General features: G+C 67.5%; 13 protein-coding genes. 7 read left to right on the forward strand and 6 right to left on the reverse strand.

The window, feature by feature from the left end; genetic code table 11:
* Positions 1 to 5: 5 nt before the first annotated feature.
* The gene (locus OHA89_RS10475) at positions 6 to 758 is read left to right on the forward strand and encodes a 4'-phosphopantetheinyl transferase family protein (protein ID WP_406365976.1); all 753 of its coding nucleotides are present in this window, start codon (positions 6 to 8) and stop codon (positions 756 to 758) included.
* A 29-nt stretch (positions 759 to 787) separates the two neighbouring features.
* Positions 788 to 1,555: a hypothetical protein gene (locus OHA89_RS10480; RefSeq protein ID WP_406365978.1), complete on the forward strand. Its 768-nt coding sequence runs from the start codon at positions 788 to 790 to the stop codon at positions 1,553 to 1,555.
* Positions 1,556 to 1,865: 310 nt separating this feature from the next.
* Here OHA89_RS10480 and OHA89_RS10485 read toward each other — a convergent pair whose 3' ends face one another.
* From OHA89_RS10485 to OHA89_RS10510, 6 genes are all read right to left on the reverse strand, one after another.
* On the reverse strand, positions 1,866 to 4,013 hold the full coding sequence (locus tag OHA89_RS10485; protein ID WP_406365980.1) for an AIPR family protein: 2,148 nt from the start codon (positions 4,011 to 4,013) through the stop codon (positions 1,866 to 1,868).
* A 112-nt stretch (positions 4,014 to 4,125) separates the two neighbouring features.
* Positions 4,126 to 5,754: a protein kinase domain-containing protein gene (locus OHA89_RS10490; RefSeq protein WP_406365982.1), complete on the reverse strand. Its 1,629-nt coding sequence runs from the start codon at positions 5,752 to 5,754 to the stop codon at positions 4,126 to 4,128.
* A 72-nt stretch (positions 5,755 to 5,826) separates the two neighbouring features.
* Positions 5,827 to 9,066 carry a type I restriction endonuclease subunit R gene (locus tag OHA89_RS10495; RefSeq protein ID WP_406365984.1) on the reverse strand — a complete coding sequence of 1,080 codons (3,240 nt, stop codon included), beginning with the start codon at positions 9,064 to 9,066 and terminating at the stop codon, positions 5,827 to 5,829.
* A gap of 52 nt (positions 9,067 to 9,118) precedes the next feature.
* Positions 9,119 to 10,294: a restriction endonuclease subunit S gene (locus OHA89_RS10500; protein WP_406365985.1), complete on the reverse strand. Its 1,176-nt coding sequence runs from the start codon at positions 10,292 to 10,294 to the stop codon at positions 9,119 to 9,121.
* Between the two features lie 80 nt (positions 10,295 to 10,374).
* Positions 10,375 to 12,423 carry an N-6 DNA methylase gene (locus OHA89_RS10505; protein WP_406365986.1) on the reverse strand — a complete coding sequence of 683 codons (2,049 nt, stop codon included), beginning with the start codon at positions 12,421 to 12,423 and terminating at the stop codon, positions 10,375 to 10,377.
* A gap of 123 nt (positions 12,424 to 12,546) precedes the next feature.
* A complete protein-coding gene (locus OHA89_RS10510; protein ID WP_406365987.1) occupies positions 12,547 to 13,005 on the reverse strand; it encodes an ATP-binding protein in 459 nt (152 codons plus the stop codon).
* 154 nt (positions 13,006 to 13,159) lie between these two features.
* Between OHA89_RS10510 and OHA89_RS10515 the strand changes: the two genes are divergently transcribed.
* The 5 genes from OHA89_RS10515 (at position 13,160) to OHA89_RS10535 (ending at position 17,563) form a co-directional block, all read left to right on the forward strand.
* Entirely contained in the window at positions 13,160 to 14,005 is an 846-nt protein-coding gene (locus OHA89_RS10515) for a Scr1 family TA system antitoxin-like transcriptional regulator (RefSeq protein WP_406365988.1), read from the forward strand.
* The gene (locus OHA89_RS10520) at positions 14,002 to 14,193 is read left to right on the forward strand and encodes a DUF397 domain-containing protein (RefSeq protein ID WP_406365989.1); all 192 of its coding nucleotides are present in this window, start codon (positions 14,002 to 14,004) and stop codon (positions 14,191 to 14,193) included. Before OHA89_RS10515 ends, OHA89_RS10520 begins: the two co-directional genes overlap by 4 nt.
* Positions 14,194 to 14,286: 93 nt before the next feature.
* On the forward strand, positions 14,287 to 15,468 hold the full coding sequence (locus tag OHA89_RS10525) for a DUF262 domain-containing protein (protein WP_406365990.1): 1,182 nt from the start codon (positions 14,287 to 14,289) through the stop codon (positions 15,466 to 15,468).
* Entirely contained in the window at positions 15,461 to 16,585 is a 1,125-nt protein-coding gene (locus OHA89_RS10530) for a DUF3696 domain-containing protein (RefSeq protein WP_406365991.1), read from the forward strand. The genes OHA89_RS10525 and OHA89_RS10530 overlap by 8 nt, the downstream gene beginning before the upstream one ends.
* Before the next feature lie 54 nt (positions 16,586 to 16,639).
* On the forward strand, positions 16,640 to 17,563 hold the full coding sequence (locus OHA89_RS10535; protein WP_406365992.1) for a hypothetical protein: 924 nt from the start codon (positions 16,640 to 16,642) through the stop codon (positions 17,561 to 17,563).
* Positions 17,564 to 17,601 lie beyond the last annotated feature (38 nt).

The following is a 17,601-nucleotide window of genomic DNA, read 5'->3' on the forward strand; positions in this document are numbered from 1 at the left end:
CACACATGGACGCATGGCTGGTGGATCTGGACGAGCACGCCTGGTCACCGGCACGGTACGCGAACACCGGCACGCGCCCGGGCAGCAGGGCCCGTGCGACACCGGAAGAGAGCAGGCGCGCGGCGGAGTTCACCCGCGCGTCCTCCACCCGCCGCTTCCTGCGGGCCCGGCTGGCGGTGCGGGAGCTCCTGGGGGAACGGCTCGCCGTCCCCCCGGCGGAGCTGCGCGTCGCTCGTACGCCAGAGGGAAAACCGTATCTGCCGGACCATCCGCACCTGCACATCAGCTGGTCGCGCTCGGAACGGCTGCTGCTCCTCGCGGCGGCCGACACCGGCCCGATCGGCGTGGACATCGAATGGCTGCGGCCGATGCCCGCAGCCCTGGACGCGCTCGCCACGGTCTACCCCGCACTGCCGGTCACCGCCGAACCGGAGGTCTTCCTCCCGGCATGGACCCTGTTGGAGGCCGCGGTGAAGGCGACCGGCCTCGGGCTGGCCCGGGGTGCGAAGGACGTCGATCTCGCACTCGGCCCCGGCAACACGGTGTCGCTGCGCGGCATCGTCGGCCACGGGCCTTCGGACGCCTGGTACGGCCGTACGGAACCACTCGCGGCAAGTGGCGCGCTCCCGGCGGCCGTGGTCGCCGTGGTCACCCGGGACCGGCCCCCGATGTCTCTGAACCAGCTGCTCGGGAGAGACCGGCCGATGCCGGCGCCCACCGCGCGGAGCAGCCCGGACCCCTTCGTCCTGACCCTGTGACCGCCACCGACGCATTGAGGACCGACACGATGACCCGACCCACCGGTGTCCTGCTCAGGCTGCATGCCGTCGTCCCCGGGCTCGGCGCGGCCGACCTGGCCCGCGCCGTCTCCCGCACACTGACGGGCGAGGACTCCCCGCCCGGGGGATGGCGCGCCGGGCGGCGCGGCCAGGTCCTGCGGCACGAGGGGACCAGCGCCGAGGTGACCGGCGCCTGGGACGGACCTGAGCTGTGGCTGCGGCACCGGGGCGAACCGGCCGCCGCGGCGTGGGCCACCGGACTGCTGGACAAGATCGCCACGGTTGCGGCCGGGGCGGACCGAGCTGCCGCGTCCACTGCCGTGCCCGCCGCAACGCCCGCGGACCCGGCTACCACGCCCACCGCCGTACCCGACACGGACCGGGACCCGGCACCGCGCGCGGACGCGCCCGCCTACCTGGCCTGGCGGGCCCTGATGGCCCGCTGGCAGGTCGCCGACCGCGACCTCGCGGAGATCACCGCACCGGGCCTGCTCACTGCACCGCTCCCCGCTGCGCCGTCAGCCACATCCCACCCGCCCCACCCGTACCGCCCCGAGGAGCCCGTCTTCGTCTTCGACCACATTGGCCCCCCGAAGCCGCCGCCGGGCTGGCTGCTGCGTGAATGGTTCGCCCCCGACGCGGGCCTCTACCACTGCTCGGTCGCCTCCGGCTCCCGGCTGTCCGTCCGCACGCCCGACCCGGCGGCCGGTGACCGCTCCGCGGAACTGCTGGCGGCCTGGCAGGCCCTGACCGCCCGCTACGACGCGGCGGCCTGACCGACGGAGCAGCTCCCCGGCTGCCACCAACAGAGAAAGCCGCCTCCCGCACCGGGATGAACCCGTGGTGCGGGAGGCGGCCTTTTCGTGCGCGCGACCGGTTCCAGAAATCGCGACGCACTCCACGTGGTGCGTCATCGGGAAGGGATGAGAATGAAGCGAGCCGATAAAGCAGCAGGTCAGAGGCCATAACAGGCCGCTGAACGCGGTTCGAGATGGGTCCGAGCGTCAAACGAGCGTCACGGGTTCCTACGACAGCGTTACAGCGAACTGCACCTGCAAGACGTTTGCCTCCGCACCTGGATGCCATTTACACCCCCGGGTCTCCATCCTGCTCCTCCAGCTCACCGAGGAGCCGCCACGCGAGCTCCGCCAGCGTGTCCCCATCGGCGGTAGACCATCGGGTCGTGCCCTGGTTAGACACCGGCCTCTCCTCCCAGCCAGCGAGTTCCCACATGCGGGAGATCAAGCCAGAAGGTGAATACTGCTCGCCGTCTGCAGCCCACAGGACTGGCCTCGTCCGATGGTTAACCCAGGTTGCCCGAGAGCGCTGCTCGTCCTGCGCAAGCCAATCCTTGAGCGCGTCCTGTTCGGGGACGATGTAGGTGTTCAGGGTAAGTACTGCGCCATCCTTGAGCGCTCCCTGGTCGATGATGACGTGGACCGCGTTGGGGCGCCGCGGCTTACGCTGCTTCTTCTGCCGTCGATACTTCTCAGGAATGGCCTCCTCTACACCTTCGGCAATCCTGTGCCGCACCTCCGCGGTCAGTTCCTTGCACCGCTGCGTATCGGCACACAGATACCTGATCTGCGAGCGCTCTCCGTAGAGGCTGTCCATGGCCGCGACCAGCGCCGGCACGACCCGCTCCAGGATCTCGGGCACTCGGGCAACGGCGCCCTCTGCCCAGGAGAGAGCGGGATCGGGTTCGTCCATGGACTCGGTCCCGAGCTCCTGGAAGACCAGGTGTGCGATCAAGAATGTTCCATGCTCTACCACAGCTGCCCCACGCCCCTCGAAGCGTGCCCGGAGCTCGTGCAGGGTCCGCCGGACAGCCCGCAGAACGAGCACCGCATTCCACAGCTGGTACGCACCGGGCTGCGGGCGGAACAGGACGTCGTAAACGCCCTGACTGCCGCGTTCCCAGAGGACATCCAAGGAACCCGCGATACGAGCCGCGTACTGGCTGTGCGGGTGGGCGCAGGCCAGGGCACACGCGGCCTCCACGACGGAGCACCCCGACTCGGCGGGCGGTTCGAGTTCACCGCGCCGGACGCTGTAGTCCAGCCCGAGTTCCGCCTTGATCTCCTCCATCAATGCGGCCTGGACCGGGTCCAGCGCAATGAAGTCCCGCGGCTCAATGCGATTCTGCCGGTTCGTGGCCTGCGTGGTGCGCTTCGCGAACTCCTCGGCCCCGCCGGTGACAATGATCCGCACACCGACCTTCGCAAATCCGGCGTCGCTCTGCTCCTTCGTCATGGCGTCAGCAATGGAACGCACCGTCTGCGCACCGTTGACGACACTGGCCCCCCGGATCTGCAGGGACAGCGGATGCTGCTCCGGGGCCAGCATGGACTGCTGGGTCTTGTGCACGGAGTCACACAGAATGGTGATCCCGTTGTTGAAGTACCAGAAGTGGGCGGGTTCCTGGGTAAGGGTCCCGACCAGGTCATTGTTGATGGGTGTCAGACCCAGCGGGTTGCGGATGTTGAGATTGAAGAGGTCGGCACCGTGGTCCCTGAGCCATGCCGCGATCTGCTCCGCGGTCACCACTCCCTGGTACGACTCGTACGGTGAACTGACACCGAACCAGGGGAAAAGGTCTGCGGCCATGTCGACAGGCTTGGCGGCGATGTCGTCCCGGACCTTGGCCCAGACCTCCGATGCGTGGATCACTCGGCGGCCAAGCAAGTCGCCGTGACGGTTGAACTCGCTCTCTCCGTTACTGAGCGCCTGCTCCACCTCAGCGGACACAGGTTCGGCTCCCATGAGCACGATGACCTGCGTGACCGACACGGCGCCCTGGCCCATGAGGGCCTTGGCTTCCTGGGCGAGCTTCTGACCACGGGGGTTGAACTGGGCGAATTCCTCACTGTCGATGAGCCGTAGCCCGGCCAGTAGTTTGTGTACCGCCTCCGTCTTTGCCCTTGCCGTTCCCTTGCTGCTCCACTTCGCCTGAACAAGGTAGATGTGGGCAGGCTCAGTCACTATGGCGATCGCGTCGATGCCCTGGTCGCCACCTCCGTCGATGACCGTGAGCGCAGCGTCTCGGGCACTCCAGCCCGTAACGATCCTCACCGCGTGCGCGGCCAGCGCCCGGGAGCGACGGGCGTCAGCACGACGCTCCTCCGAGTGACTGGCGAAGTCGCTCATGTCCAGGAGATCCGTGTAGGTGTCATCGAACGCCCGGCGGACCTGACGGACCTGGGCAGGGATGTCCCGTTCTGCGTTGTGGGCCATGGGCATGCGTTCTCCTGTACTCGGGGCCGAGCGGCAAGGGGGCGGTGACGGTCTGGGGCCCTGGACGGTGTGATCGGATCGGTGGTCCGGGTGTCCCGGTGCTCGGACGATCTCAGGCCGAGAACCGACGGAGCCGGGCCAGATATCCGTCGATGTCGGCGAGCTCAGACGCCTCAGGCCCACGCAGTCGCTGTGTGTCCCGGCGCAGTTCCGCCGCCGCCGCGAGCGCGTCGGCCATCCGTTCCGTAGAGGCGTACAGCCGGGCCAAGGAGGCAAGGGCGTCCAGGTGGCGGTCAACGGCCGCCGCGTCGTCCGGTTCGCGAGAACCTGCGACGTAATCGCGGAAGGCGTCGACGGCGGCCGTCGTCTCACCGAGCTCCATACGGCACTGTGCGGCGAAATAGCGACACAGCAGCGCTTGTTCGTCGTCCGCCCCGAAGCGCACGGCGTAGGCGTGTCCCGCATCTTCGAAGTGTCCGGCCGCTTCACGATGGGCTCCACCGAGGAACCTCACCTGCGCCAGGGAGAACAGCAGGTCCTCACGCAGACCGGTGGCATCGCCCGCGCGCTCGATCGCCTCCGTCAGGAGGTCGGAGGCCTGGGTGAACTGTCCATCCTGGGCGAGTCGCGCCGCCTCGTCCGCGACCTCGTCCGCCTCCCGGTCCGTCAGCGCCGACGTATCGGAAGCGGACTCGTCCGGTACGAGCGCCGCCGGAGCCACCTCCGTCGGTGTGTATCTGGGTCGCTGACGTCCGGGGGGTCCCCCGAACGGCTGGTGGAAGGGGTGCCGGGGATCGAGTTCCCGCCCGTCCCGGTACCCGGCGTCGTCTGCGTGCACCCAGGGCAGCAGGGCCTCGTACACCGCGGCGGCTTCGAGTCGCCTCTCGGGTTCCTTTTCCAGCATCGCCAGCAGCAGCCGCTCCACATCGGCCGGGACATCGGGCCTGCTCCCTCGGATCGGCCGCGGCGCGGTCCGCACGTGGTGCCAGGCGTACGAGCGGTTCCCGTCCCCGTGAAACGGGGGCTGCCCGGTGAGGAGTTCGTACAACACGCACCCCAGGGCGTAGACGTCGGCCGCCGGGCCGACCGCGTTCGCCAGGCTCTGCTCCGGTGACATGTAGGCCGGCGTCCCGACGGTCATGCCTTCCTGCGTGAGTCGCGGATTACTGCCCGAGCCGAGGAGCGCCGCCACCCCGAAGTCGAGGACCTTCACCACTCCACCCCGCGTGAGCATGAGGTTGGCCGGTTTGATGTCGCGGTGGACCACGTCGTGCCGGTGCACCTCGTCGAGCACGGAGGCGATCTGCGCCCCGGCGGCGGCGACCCATGAAACCGGCAGGGGCCCGGACTCGTGGTCCGTCTCGTCGACGACCGCCTGTAGTTCACGGCCGGTCAGCAGCTGCATCACGATGTAGAGCCGACCGGAGAGGTCGTCGATTCCCGTGTCGTATACGGCGGGAATCCCCAGGTGCTCCACGGCCGCTGTGGTCCGGACCTCGCGGAGGAAGCGGTCACGACGGGTACGGAGGACCTCCTGCGACCACGTGCTGGGCGACGCACCGCCCTGTCCGCGCACGTCGGCGAGCATCATCTTCACCGCGACCCGACGGTCGAGCCGCTCGTCGTAGGCGTGCCACACCTCGCCCATACCGCCGGCTCCGATCGGGCGGTTCAGCCGGTACCGCCCCGCGAGCACACGGGACGGTACGGCGGCATCCTGGGTGACGGCGTCGTGCAGCACGGGCGGTCCCTCCTGCGCGGAGTGCCGGGCACACGCCGTGCGTCACACGTGATCGTTCTTGGTGTGACCAGGTTACGAGGCTGCGGGCGGAGTGTTCCCGGATTGGCCGGATTTGATCGCAGCGGCTCGCTCCGCCGTGGCCCGCCGCTCGGCCTCCCGGCGCACCGGCCGCCGGATGAGTCCGTACGCCTGCTGGGTGGCGACCTGCTTGAACAGCTTGTTGACCAGCGGATCGTCGTAGTACCGCACCAGCAGGGCGTCGTTGGACTGGGCCTGCTCGATGACGACTCGGTCCATATCCCGTTCCACTTCCCGTCGGAAGGTCTCCTCGTCGTTGTGCAGGCCAATCGCCTTGAGTTCCGGGTCCTCCGCCACGGCCACCACCAGCTGGCCGAGCAGGATCTGGTCCGTGGTGGACAGTCCGATGCCGTACTCGTCGTTGACCGATTCGATGACCTCGGCCAGCGACTGCTCCGGCACCTCGGTGGGCGTGCCTGCCGCCTGCGGCACCAGGCCGGGCAGCACCTGGGCGCCCTCGGCCCTCAGCTCGAGTTCCGGCGTGCCGGTCTTGCGTACACGCATGTGGCTGGGCGTGACCTCGCCTATGTCGGCGCTCGCGGTCCCCTCCGGGCGCGGCAGTCGGCGCAGCAGGAAGCGTCCGTACTGGTAGAGCCGCTCCAACTCCTCGCTCTCGAAGCCGATGACGTGCGAGAGCCAGCCGTACGCCTTGACGTACGACTCCAGGGCGCGCCGGAACTCCTGCGCGGCGTCCGGCTCGTCCGCGGCCAGGGCCGTGAAGCGGTCCACGGCCGGTGTGGTGTAGCGGTGAAGCTTGGAGTGGGCCTTCTCCACGGCCGCGTCGGCGGCGTCGCCTTCCTTGAAAGCCGCGAAGTAGGCGGTGACGAACGCGTCCATCTCCGCCACGATCAGCAGCCGATACGCCATCACCTCGTCATGCCGCTCGAAGAGGAGATTGGGCTCCGGCGGCTCGGCGACTGACGCCTCGTAGTACGCCTGGAACGCCTCCTCGATCACCTCCGGCTTGTTCGCGAAGTCCAGGACGAACAGGTCCTCGGCGGACTTCAGCCGGTGGGTGCGATTGAGACGGGAGAGGGTCTGTACAGCCGCCAGGCCCGCCAGGGGCTTGTCCACGTACATCGTGGTGAGGAGCGGCTGGTCAAACCCTGTCTGATACTTGTCCGCGACGACCAGGATGCGGTACTCGGGGCGGGGGACGGCTGGCGGCCGGGGATCGTCGAGCCGGGTGTACCCGAACTTGTCGGGAAGCTCGCTCTCGGTGAAGCCGTTGAGCTTCGCCTCCGTGTACTCGATTCCCTCGTCGAGAGTGAGGGTTCCGGAGAAGGCGACGAGGGCCGCGCAGTCCTGGAAGCCGCTCTGCTCGGCGTAGGACCGGATCTCCTGGTAGAGCCGTACGGCGTGTTCCCGGCTAGGGGTGACGACCATGGCCCTGGCCCGGCCGCCCAGCCGGCCTGCGGAGTGGGACCGGAAGTGGTCGACCATGATCCTGGCCCGTGACTTGAGGGAGGCTTCGGACATCAGGGCGGCCCGCACCATCCGGGAGCGGGCCTTGCGCGGGTCCACCTGCCGCTCCGCCTCGTCGGCGGCGGCCTTCTGGAGCTTGAAGTAGGTGCCGTAGGTGATGTAGGTGCCGAGCACGTCGAGGATGAATTCCTCTTCGACGGCCTGCCGCATCGAGTAGATGTGGAAGGGCTCCATCTGGCCGCTCTCAGGCGACCGGGTGCCGAAGAGGTTGAGGGTCTTCTCCTTAGGCGTCGCGGTGAACGCGAAGAAGGACAGGTTCGGCTGCTTGCCGCGGGCCAGCGCGGCGGCGGTCAGCGGATCACCGTCCTCGTCGACCGCGTCCGAACCAAGCTTGCCCAGAGCCTTCTTGAGCGCGTCGGCGCCCTTACCGCCCTGGGAAGAATGCGCCTCGTCGATGACGACGGCATAGCGGCGGCTGCGTCCAAGGCCGGCGGCCTTGTCCAGGATGAACGGGAACTTCTGGAGCGTGGTGATGACGATCCGGGCGGTGGACCCGGTGAGGGCCTCAGCGAGCTGCTGGGAGTCGTTGTCGACCCGCAGGACCACGCCGGGCGTGTGGTCGAACTGGTAGATCGTGTCCTGGAGCTGCTTGTCCAGGACCCGCCGGTCGGTGATGACGACGACCTTGTCGAAGACGGGCTTGTTGGAGCTGAGCCCCTTGGCGGCTGCCGCGCCCGGGTCGATGAGCGCCGGATCCTCAGGCGTGTGCAGCGAGCCCAGCCGGTGCGCGAGCCAGGCGATGGTGTTGGACTTGCCCGAACCGGCCGAGTGCTGGACCAGGTAGTTCTCTCCCGCCCCATGCCGGGCCGCGTGCGCGGTCATCCTCCGCACGGCGTCCCACTGGTGGAAGCGCGGAAAGATCAGCGGGTGAGAGTGGGCCACCCCCGGCCGGTAGCGGGGGGCTTTGCCGGCCTTGGCGGCCGGGTCCTCGACGTGCAGGTAGCGGTGCAGGAGGTCGAGCCAGGCGTCCCGCTGCCAGACCTGCTCCCACAGGTAGGAGGTGGCGTACTCGGCGTCGGCCGACAGCGGCGGGTTGCCCGCGCCTCCGATGGCGCCGGGGCCGCCCGTACCCATATTGAACGGCAGGAACCGGGTCTTCGGGCCCGCCAGGCGGGTCGTCAAGAACACGAGGTCCGGATCAACGGCGAAGTGGACAAGGCTGCGGCGAGCGAAGTACAGCTCGCCCGGGTCGCGGCGCCGGTATTGGCGCATGGCGTCCTCGGCCGCCGACTGCCCGGTGAGCGGGTTCTTCAACTCGACAGAGGCGACAGGCAAACCGTTGAGGAAGAGCGCCAGGTCCACGGACTTGGTCGGGTCGGCGGTGGAGAAGTAGAACTGCCGCACGACAGTGAGGCGATTGGCGTCGTACTCGTCCAGCGCCCCCGCGGCGAGGGTGTGGGCGGGCTTGAAGAAGGCGAGGCGGATCTTGACGTTCCGGTCGACGACGCCGTGCCGCAGCACGTCGAGCAGCCCGCGCCCGTCGATCTGCTTGGCGACGAGGGCGCCGAACCGCTGGATGGCCTGCTCCTCCTCTTCGCCGTAGGCGTCCTGAAGCCGCTGCCACTGATCAGCTTGGGAGGCGCCGAGGAAGGTACTGAGCTCCGAGGTGTCGATCCCGAGCGCGTGCCGGTAGGTATTGGCGAGCCCCTGCTCCCACCCGCCCCTTAGCAGCCCGGCCTCGACGGCGTCCTCGAAGGCCAGCTCGGTGTGGGCCTGGTGCGCGAGCGCTCGCGCGGGGGCGTCGGTCATAGGGACTCCTCGGGGCGGGCGGGTATGGGGTGGCGGACGGGGGCTGCGGAGGTCATACGGCTGCGGCCCGGCCGGCGGTGGTCACGTCGAGCTGTCCGGTGACGGCGGCAGTGATGAGGGCTTGGCGCCGCTCGGCAAGAAGGGAGCTCGCGCGCCCGATCGACGCTCGCATTCGCTTGACCGTCCCCTCCTCCTGTTCACGTTCGGCCACCACGTCTTTCTGCGCTGCAAGGGGAGCGTCCGGGATGAGACACCCCATGACGACGGCCGTTGGCAAATTGTTCGCCATGCCCTCGGCGCCTGAAATCCCGAGCTTGATGTGTTCACGAACAGAGTGACAGCGAAGAGCGCGGGCGATAAAGGGAGCGAGTGCACGGGTCCGATCAACACGCAATCTGTACACCTTGTCACAGAGGAGGAGTTGATGATCAAGCTCCTCAACTATTCCGATGCTGCCGATAAGTTCAGGTGAGCCACTCGCCCGCGACATGAGAAGGTCCCCGTTCCGGAGCTTGTACTCTTTACGAGGTTCCACATTAGGGGGGAGCGCCTTATGCTGCATGGCGTCAAATCTTCCCGAATTGACGCATCCAGCTTTGACTACACCCCATTCACCATCGCCAACATAGCGGTCCTCACACTGCGGGGACCAGCCCTGCTCCATGGACATGAGTACACGACGGAGACGCACAGTCCCATATTTGCGCGAAAGGCGCTCCGTAACGTCATTTAGACTACTGGCCGCGTGGAGAGTGAGAAGATCCCTCTGACGATCACGCGCCTCAAGCAGCGCGTCGATTCGCGCGGTCTCGGCGTCAAGGAAGTCCGCGATGCGACGCTGTTCCTCCATTGACGGCACTTCGATCGGCAGTGCCCGCACCCGCTCCGCGCTGATGTGGTAAATGTTCGCGCCCGTGGCCACTGACGCGAACAGTCCACTCCCGAAAGCCGATCGGGCCCACCACTCCAGGAACCGTCCGTCGGTCGCACCTTCCCGAGGCCGCATCCGCAACAGTGTGTTCTGGAAGCAGACCGGGCCGTCGATCTCTCCACGCCAGACAGCCGAGGCCCCAACAGATCCCAGGCTCCCGCTGCCCTCAGTGACAAGTACATCACCAGGGCGCAGGGAGAAGACCCGCCGCTCAGCCGGGGCGAAATTCATCTGTTTTACGTCGCTGAGGTCCAGGAAGCCGTCCTTGACGTTCGCTGCCCGAAGGTACGGAACCATGTGCGGTCCCGAGTCGTGCTGCGGCGAACGCTGTCGGCCTAGGGACACTTCCGCGACAGCACGGACCGTGACCGTCCGGCTCATCCCGCCACCTCGCCAAGCAGCTTCTGGATATCCGCCTCAAGGGTCTTCAGTTCCGCGTCGATCTCGGCGAGCGGCCGCGGCGGCTTGTACACGTAGAAGTGCCTCGTGAACGGGATCTCGTAGCCGACCCGGTAGCGCACGGTCTCCTTCGTCTTCGGGTCCTTGAATTCCGTGATCCACGCGTCATCCACGTACGGCTTCACCTCGCGTGCGAAATACGCGTCGATATCACCCCGCCTCGGCACGTTCTCGTAGTCGCGCAAGTCCGGATCATGCTCCGGCTGCCCCTTCTTCACGTACTGGACCTCGCCCTCGGGGTCCGGGACCCCGACCGCGTCGCGCATCGCCTTGTCGAACGGCTTGCCGCCCGGCCACGGGACTCCGCCCTCGGCCAGGGTCTTGCGCAGGGCGTCCCACGCCTCCGCCTTCTTGTCCCACCTCGACCCGATGAGCGGCTTCAGTGCGTCCGTCAGCTTCTCCACACCACCGGACCCGAGCTCCCTTTCGGCCACCTTCGACACGCGCAGCGCGTCCAGCGTGTCCTCGGTGACCTCGAAGCGCAGCTTCAGCGGGCGGTCAATGGTGATCCGCTTGTAGCCGAAGTCATCCGCGTCCATGATCTTGACCTTGTCCGGCACTGAGTGCTCGGAGCCGTCCCCCGAACGGGACAGCCGCCGCGCCTCCCCGTACCAGCGGTAGATCTCCTTCCGCTGCTCCTCGACGATCTCCTTGCGCTTGTTGCTCAGCGACTTCCGCATCTTCGACCACTGGTCCCGCGCGTCGATCAGGATGATCCGGTTCTTGAGGTTCTTCGGCTTGCGGTTGGTGACGATCCAGAAGTACGTGGAGATGCCGGTGTTGTAGAACAGCTGGTCCGGGAGGCCGACGATCGCCTCCAGGTAGTCGTTCTCGATGATCCAGCGGCGGATCTCGGACTCTCCCGATCCCGCCCCGCCCGTGAAGAGCGGTGAGCCGTTGAAGACGATGGCGAGCCGGCTGCCGCCGATCTCCTCCCCGTTCTCACCGATCTTCGGCTGCTTCATCTTGGCGATCATGTGCTGGAGGAAGAGGAACGAGCCGTCGTTGATCCGGGGCAGGCCGGCGCCGAAACGTCCGCCGTGGCCCTGGTCCTCGTACTCCTCCTTGATCTGCTTCTCCACCTTCTTCCACTCGACGCCGAAGGGCGGGTTGGCCAGCATGTAGCTGAACTCCTCACCTTCGTGTCCGTCCTGGGTGAAGGAGTTGCCGAAATGGATGAGTGACGCGTCCTGCCCCTTGAGAAGCATGTCGGAGCGGCAGATCGCGTATGACTCGGCGTTGAGTTCCTGCCCGTACAGGTTGACCCGGGCCCCGGGGCTGTGCTCCTTGATGTGGTGCTCGGCCGCCGACAGCATGCCGCCGGTACCGCAGGCGGGGTCGAGGATGTCGATCACCGGAGCCCCTTCTTTGAGGCGGTGGTCGTCGGGTGCGATCAGCATCTCCACCATCAGCTCGATGACCTCGCGCGGGGTGAAGTGTTCACCCGCGGTCTCGTTCGAGGCGTCCGCGAACTTGCGGATCAGCTCCTCGAAGATGAAGCCCATGTTGTGGTTGTCCACAACCTTCAGGCTGAGGTCGATGTCGCGGAACTTCTGGACCACGAGATAGAGCAGGTCGGCCTTGGCCAGTCGCTCGATCTGGAGATGGAAGGCGTAGCTGTCGAGGATCTCGGTGGCCTCGGCGGAGAAGCCATCGATGTAGTCCTTGAGGTTCTTCTCGACCTTCTGCGTGTCCGAGTCCGCGCCGATAGTGGCGAACGTCTGCTTCGAGGTGTTGTAGAAGTTCCGGCCGGCGGCGACCCGCAGTACGGCGTCCTTGTTGACTCCCGCATAGGACGCTTCCCGCGCCCACACGTCCTCGCGCGTGTCCGACATCACACAGTCCATACGGCGCAGCACCGTCATGGGCAGGATGACCTTGCCGTACTCGGAGCGCTTGTAGTCGCCTCGGAGCAGGTCCGCCACCGACCAGATGAAGTCGGCCAGCTCCTGGTTCTTGTCGCTCACTCGCTACCTTTTCGTGGTTCCGTGTCCTGCGCGGTCGCCGCGCCGCACCCGCTGGTACGCCGGGACGGGCTGGTCAAGCCTACGGAGTCCGGAGAGGCCGTACGGCGCCGACCGGAGAACTGATCACGTCTTCGCGATCTCGCCCTCGGGGCCTCGGGGTGACAGTGCGCACTCTGCCCACACGGTCTTCCCCGGCCCCACCCTGCCCCGGACACCCCACCGCTCGGCAAGCGCGGCGACCAGATTCAGGCCACGTCCGCCCTCACCCTCGGGCGTGAGCGCGGCACGCTCCGGCAGCGCCGGATGAGTTTCGGAAACCTCGACCCTGACGAGGGCGCCGTGGTGCGCGAGGCGCAGTTCGAAGTCACGGCCCGGAACCCGGCCGTGGAGCACGGCGTTGGCCGCGAGTTCCGCGACGACGAGCGTGAGGGCGTAGTGCGTCCCGGAGCCGTACGTAACGCCCCAGTCGGCGAGCTGCTGGGCGGCCAGGAGGCGGGCGAGCCGCGCGCCTCGCCGGGTGGACGAGAACCGCTGGGTGAACGTATGTACGGTGACGGTGGTCGAGCTGTGGGGTGGCGTCATGGAGCCCAGATTTCCGGCCGTCGCACCAGATCGGACAGGTCCGCCACTGGTACAGATCCCGCTGTACTGGTTCACGCTGTGGACTGGGTGGATCACCGTACGTAACTCTGTGAAGTCCGGGCGGGAGCGTACGGGCGCGAAGGGGCGGACTGCGATGAGCGTGGACCACAACGGCGGGGCCAACCACGAGCCGGAGCTGTCGGACAGTCTCAGGACTTTCGGGGCGGTGCTCAAGGCCCTGCGGGACGAGGCCGGGCTGACTCAGGAGGAGTTCGGTCCCCGGGTCCAGTATTCGGCGCATTACATCGCCAAGATCGAGCAGGGTAAACGCTTCCCGCCGAAGGACCTCGTCGGGCAGGCGGAGACGGTCCTCGGTCCAATCGCCGGGCGGGTGCTGGAGGCGGCGGCACGGAGTCTGACGAAGAAGGCGGGGCTGGCCTCACGGTTCCGGCCGTGGGCCGGCATCGAGGAGGACGCGATCTCCCTGTACACGTACGAGTGCCGGGCCATTCCCGGGCTGCTGCAACCCGAGCCGTACATCCGCGCGATCTTTGAGCGGTATCTTCCCCCGCTGGCCGAAGAGCAGCTCGAACGTCAGGTGACGGCACGCTTGGCACGCCAGCACTTGCTCGCTGAACGGCCCAACACCATGTTCTCCTTCATCTTCGAGCAGGCTCTTCTCGAACGTCGCTTGGGCGGCGCAGAAGTGACCCGGGAGCTCTTGGACTGCCTGCTGGACCGTGGATCCCTCCGTAACGTGGAGGTCCTACTCATGCCCTTGCGGCAGGAGGATCACGCGGGCTCCGAGGGGCTGATGTACCTGGCCGAGACGCCAGATAATCGTTGGCTCGGATACGTAGAGGGACATGACAGCAGCACCCTGATCACGGATCCGAAAGACGTGAGTTCCATGCTTCAGCGCTATGGCAAACTGCGCTCACAGGCTCTGAGCCCTCAGGCCACAACGAGCCTGCTGGAGCAGATGCGAGGAGCGCTATGAGCACCACTGAACTTACCTGGTTCAAGAGCAGCTACAGCGGCGGTGGCGGCGACAACTGCGTCGAGGTCGCCCTCCGCCCCGAGACCGTCCTCGTCCGGGACTCCAAGGACAGGGGGCTCGCCCCCGTACATGTGTCCCCCGGCGCCTGGTCCGCCTTCGCCGCCCACGCCGGAGACATCCGCCTCTGATACGCCACCACCCACCCCGGCACCGGGCCGCCCCGCATACGATGCCTCCGTGGACGACGGAGCCCGATAGCGGAGAGGCGGTTCGGAGAACCCATGAGTGACAGTACGACCGCACCCGAGGCCCGCCTCGTCCAGGACATGATTCCCGTCGAGCTGGACGAGACGGGCTTCAGCACGGGCGTGGAGCGGGAGGACATCGGCGAGCGGATCGACAGTCCCTTCGATCCCGATCTGATCGAAGTCCAGACCCGCAATCCCACCGTCGGTCTCCTTCTCAACCGCATCAGACGGGGAACGATCGACCTCGCCCCCGACTTTCAGCGCCGGGCCGGCATCTGGACCTTGAAGGCACAGAGCCGACTGATCGAGTCGCTGCTCCTACGCATCACGCTGCCGACCCTCTACGCCGCCGAGGGCGAGGACGACACCTGGGCCATCGTGGACGGAATTCAGCGGCTCTCCACGATCGCCCGCTTCGTCGCGCCCGAGGACATCGACAGCGAGCCGCTGCGCCTGACAGGGCTGGAGTACCTGACCGAGTTCAACGGCTATGTCTTCACCGACCTGCCCGGCCGCCTCCAGACCCGGATAGAAGAGACCGAACTCGTCGTCCTCCTCATCCGGCGGGGGACCCCGGAGGAGGTCAAGTTCAACATTTTCGCCCGGATCAACACCGGGGGGCGCGCGCTCACCCGCCAGGAGCTACGGCACGCTCTGATCCCCGGCCCCGCCCGCGCGTTCCTCGCCGATCTCGCCCGCTCCGATGCGTTCCGGAGGGCGACCGGCGAGAGCGTGTCGCCGGAGCGCATGTCCGACCGGGAGATGTGCCTTCGGTTCCTCGCGTTCACCCTCACGCCGCCCGACGCGTATGCGAGCGGAGACTTCGACGACTTCCTCCGCAAGGCCATGCACCAGGTCAACGATGCGGATTCTCACGAACGAGACGCCTTGCGGGAGCGTTTCCTGAAGGCGATGGACGCCGGTTCCGCCGTCTTCGGCGAGCATGCCTTCCGTAAGCGCTTCCGCGGCACAGGCCGCCGTTCGCCGGTCAACAAGGCTCTCTTCGAGGCGCAATCGGTCACTCTCTCCGGATACACCACGCCTGAGATCGAGCTGCTCGCCGCGCGCCGCGCCCAGGTCGAGGAAGGGTTCCTCGGCTTGATGGAGGACGCCGCTTTCTTCAACGCCGTGTCCGCCGGAACGGGCGACATCGGCAAGGTCCGCCTCCGCTTCCGCCTGCTCGACGAGATGTTCCGGGAGGTCCTGAGTGCTTGAGCGCATCGGCATCACCAACTTCAAGGCGTTCGGCCGCCAGGACCTCACGTTGGCGCCCTTCACCCTGCTCACCGGCCTGAACTCCTCCGGCAAGAGCACGGTCCTCCAGGCCCTCGCGCTGCTGCGCCAGTCGTACGAGGCGGGTGTCCTGGAAGATGGCGGCGAGTCGGGGCTGCTGCTCAACGGCGAGTTCGTCCAGCTGGGCACCGGACAGGACGTACGGCACGAGGCGTATCCGAAGGACGACCCCGACATCGGCCTGACCCTACTCCCGGCCGGCCTACCCGACACGCCCCTCACCTGGCGGGCCGCGTACGGCCCGGAGGACGATCTGCTGAAGCTGGTCGCGGCGCCGCCGGCAGGGACGCACCTGGTCGACGCCCTGCCTGAGCTCTTCTGTCCGGGCTTCCAGTATCTCAAGGCCGACCGCATCGTCCCCGACATCAGCTACCCGCGCTCGCATCACGCGGTCGTACGGCGAGGGTTCCTCGGTGCCCGGGGCGAACACACGGCCAACTATCTGCGCGTCCACCAGGACGATCCCGTAGGAACCGCGCTGCGGCACCCGTCAACGACCTCCGGCACGCTGCTGGCGCAGACCGACGCGTGGATGCGGCAGCTCTGCCCGGGAGTCAATCTCCAGGCGATCGGTATCGACGGCACGGACACCGTGCGGCTCAGCTACGGCTTCGGGTCGGGCGTGAACGCCTCGAACCGGTACCGGCCCACCAACGTCGGCTTCGGCCTCACCTACGCGCTGCCCATCGTCGTCGCCTGCCTCACCGCCCGGCCGGGCTCGCTCATCCTCCTGGAGAATCCGGAGGCTCATCTCCACCCCCAGGGGCAGACCTCGCTGGCCTACCTCGCGACGGCCGCCGTCGCCGCCGGCGCGCAGCTCGTCGTGGAGACTCACTCCGACCACGTCCTCAACGGCCTGCGGATCTCCGTCAAGAACAACCGCATCCCGGCGTCCGCGACAGCCGTGCACTTCTTCCGTCGCAGCGGGCAGAGCGGGGAAGTGGTTAGTCCCCGGATGGGGGACGACGGCATGCTGTCCGAATGGCCGCGAGGGTTCTTCGACGAGTGGGAGAACTCCCTCGACCAGCTGCTCGACTGAGCGCCGCGAGAGTCAGGCTGACACGATTCACGATCATCACACCTGGGGGCGGGCGTGCCACTTCTGCTGTTCCTCAACGAGCGGTCCTGCATGTCCGAAGCCTCGCCGGCAGAGGTGGCCGAGGCTATGGACGGGCTGATCAGCGTCCTGCGGGAGGCCCGGTCGTGGCGCGACATCGCCCTCGTCACCCGGACCCCGCTGGCTCAGTCCGAGCTGGCCCGCGACTACTGCTACCAGCGGTGGGCCGCAGACAACCGGCATCGCAACCATCGGCAGTACATCAAGGCCCTGCGCAACCGGGCCCCATTCGCCGAGATCCTCCCCCAGGACATGACACCCGGCGAGGTGGAGTACGAGTACGCGGGGGAACCGGTCGAGGGGATCGGCGCCGCCCATCTCATGGACGGGCTCTGCGTCAGCCTGCCAGTTTCGACCGCCTGGCACCGGCCGTGGCTGGAGGTCACCGTCCGTACACTCGTCGAGGACGACCGCGGTGAGCTCGTCATGGCGGAGGCGACCGAGTCCGTACGTCATAGCTCCCGTGCCGTCGACCTCAAGCCGCACGAGCAGTGGGGGCGGTCCACCGGGCTCGACTCGATCGACTCGGCGGCTCGGTTGTGGGAGGAACGGGGTGACTTCTTCCCCTCGCTCCGGTTCCTTCCCCGGGCCCGGCAGGATCTGGACGCTCTCCAGCCGCCAGCGTTCGTGCAGGTGCGCGGTCTGTTGGCGCGGCTGGAGGAGTCAGCCGCGCGGTGGGATCCGGCCGAAGCCGCCGTGCCTGCCTGGCAGGGAGCGAAGATCACGCCGGAGCATGAGCAGCGCAAACGCCTGTGCCACTTCACGGACGAGGACGGGGAGGATCACTGCTACGACTGGCACGGCCGCTTCACTCCGGGTCCCGGGCGCCTGCATTTCCGGCTCCTGCCCGAAGAGGGGGTGTTGGAGATCGCCTACATCGGACGCAAACTTGGAGCTTAGGGAATGGCCTTCGGCCGCCCTAGCGCGCCCAGGGCACG

It is taken from the genome of Streptomyces sp. NBC_01546, from assembly GCF_045208355.1.
Classification (GTDB): Bacteria; Actinomycetota; Actinomycetes; order Streptomycetales; family Streptomycetaceae; genus Streptomyces.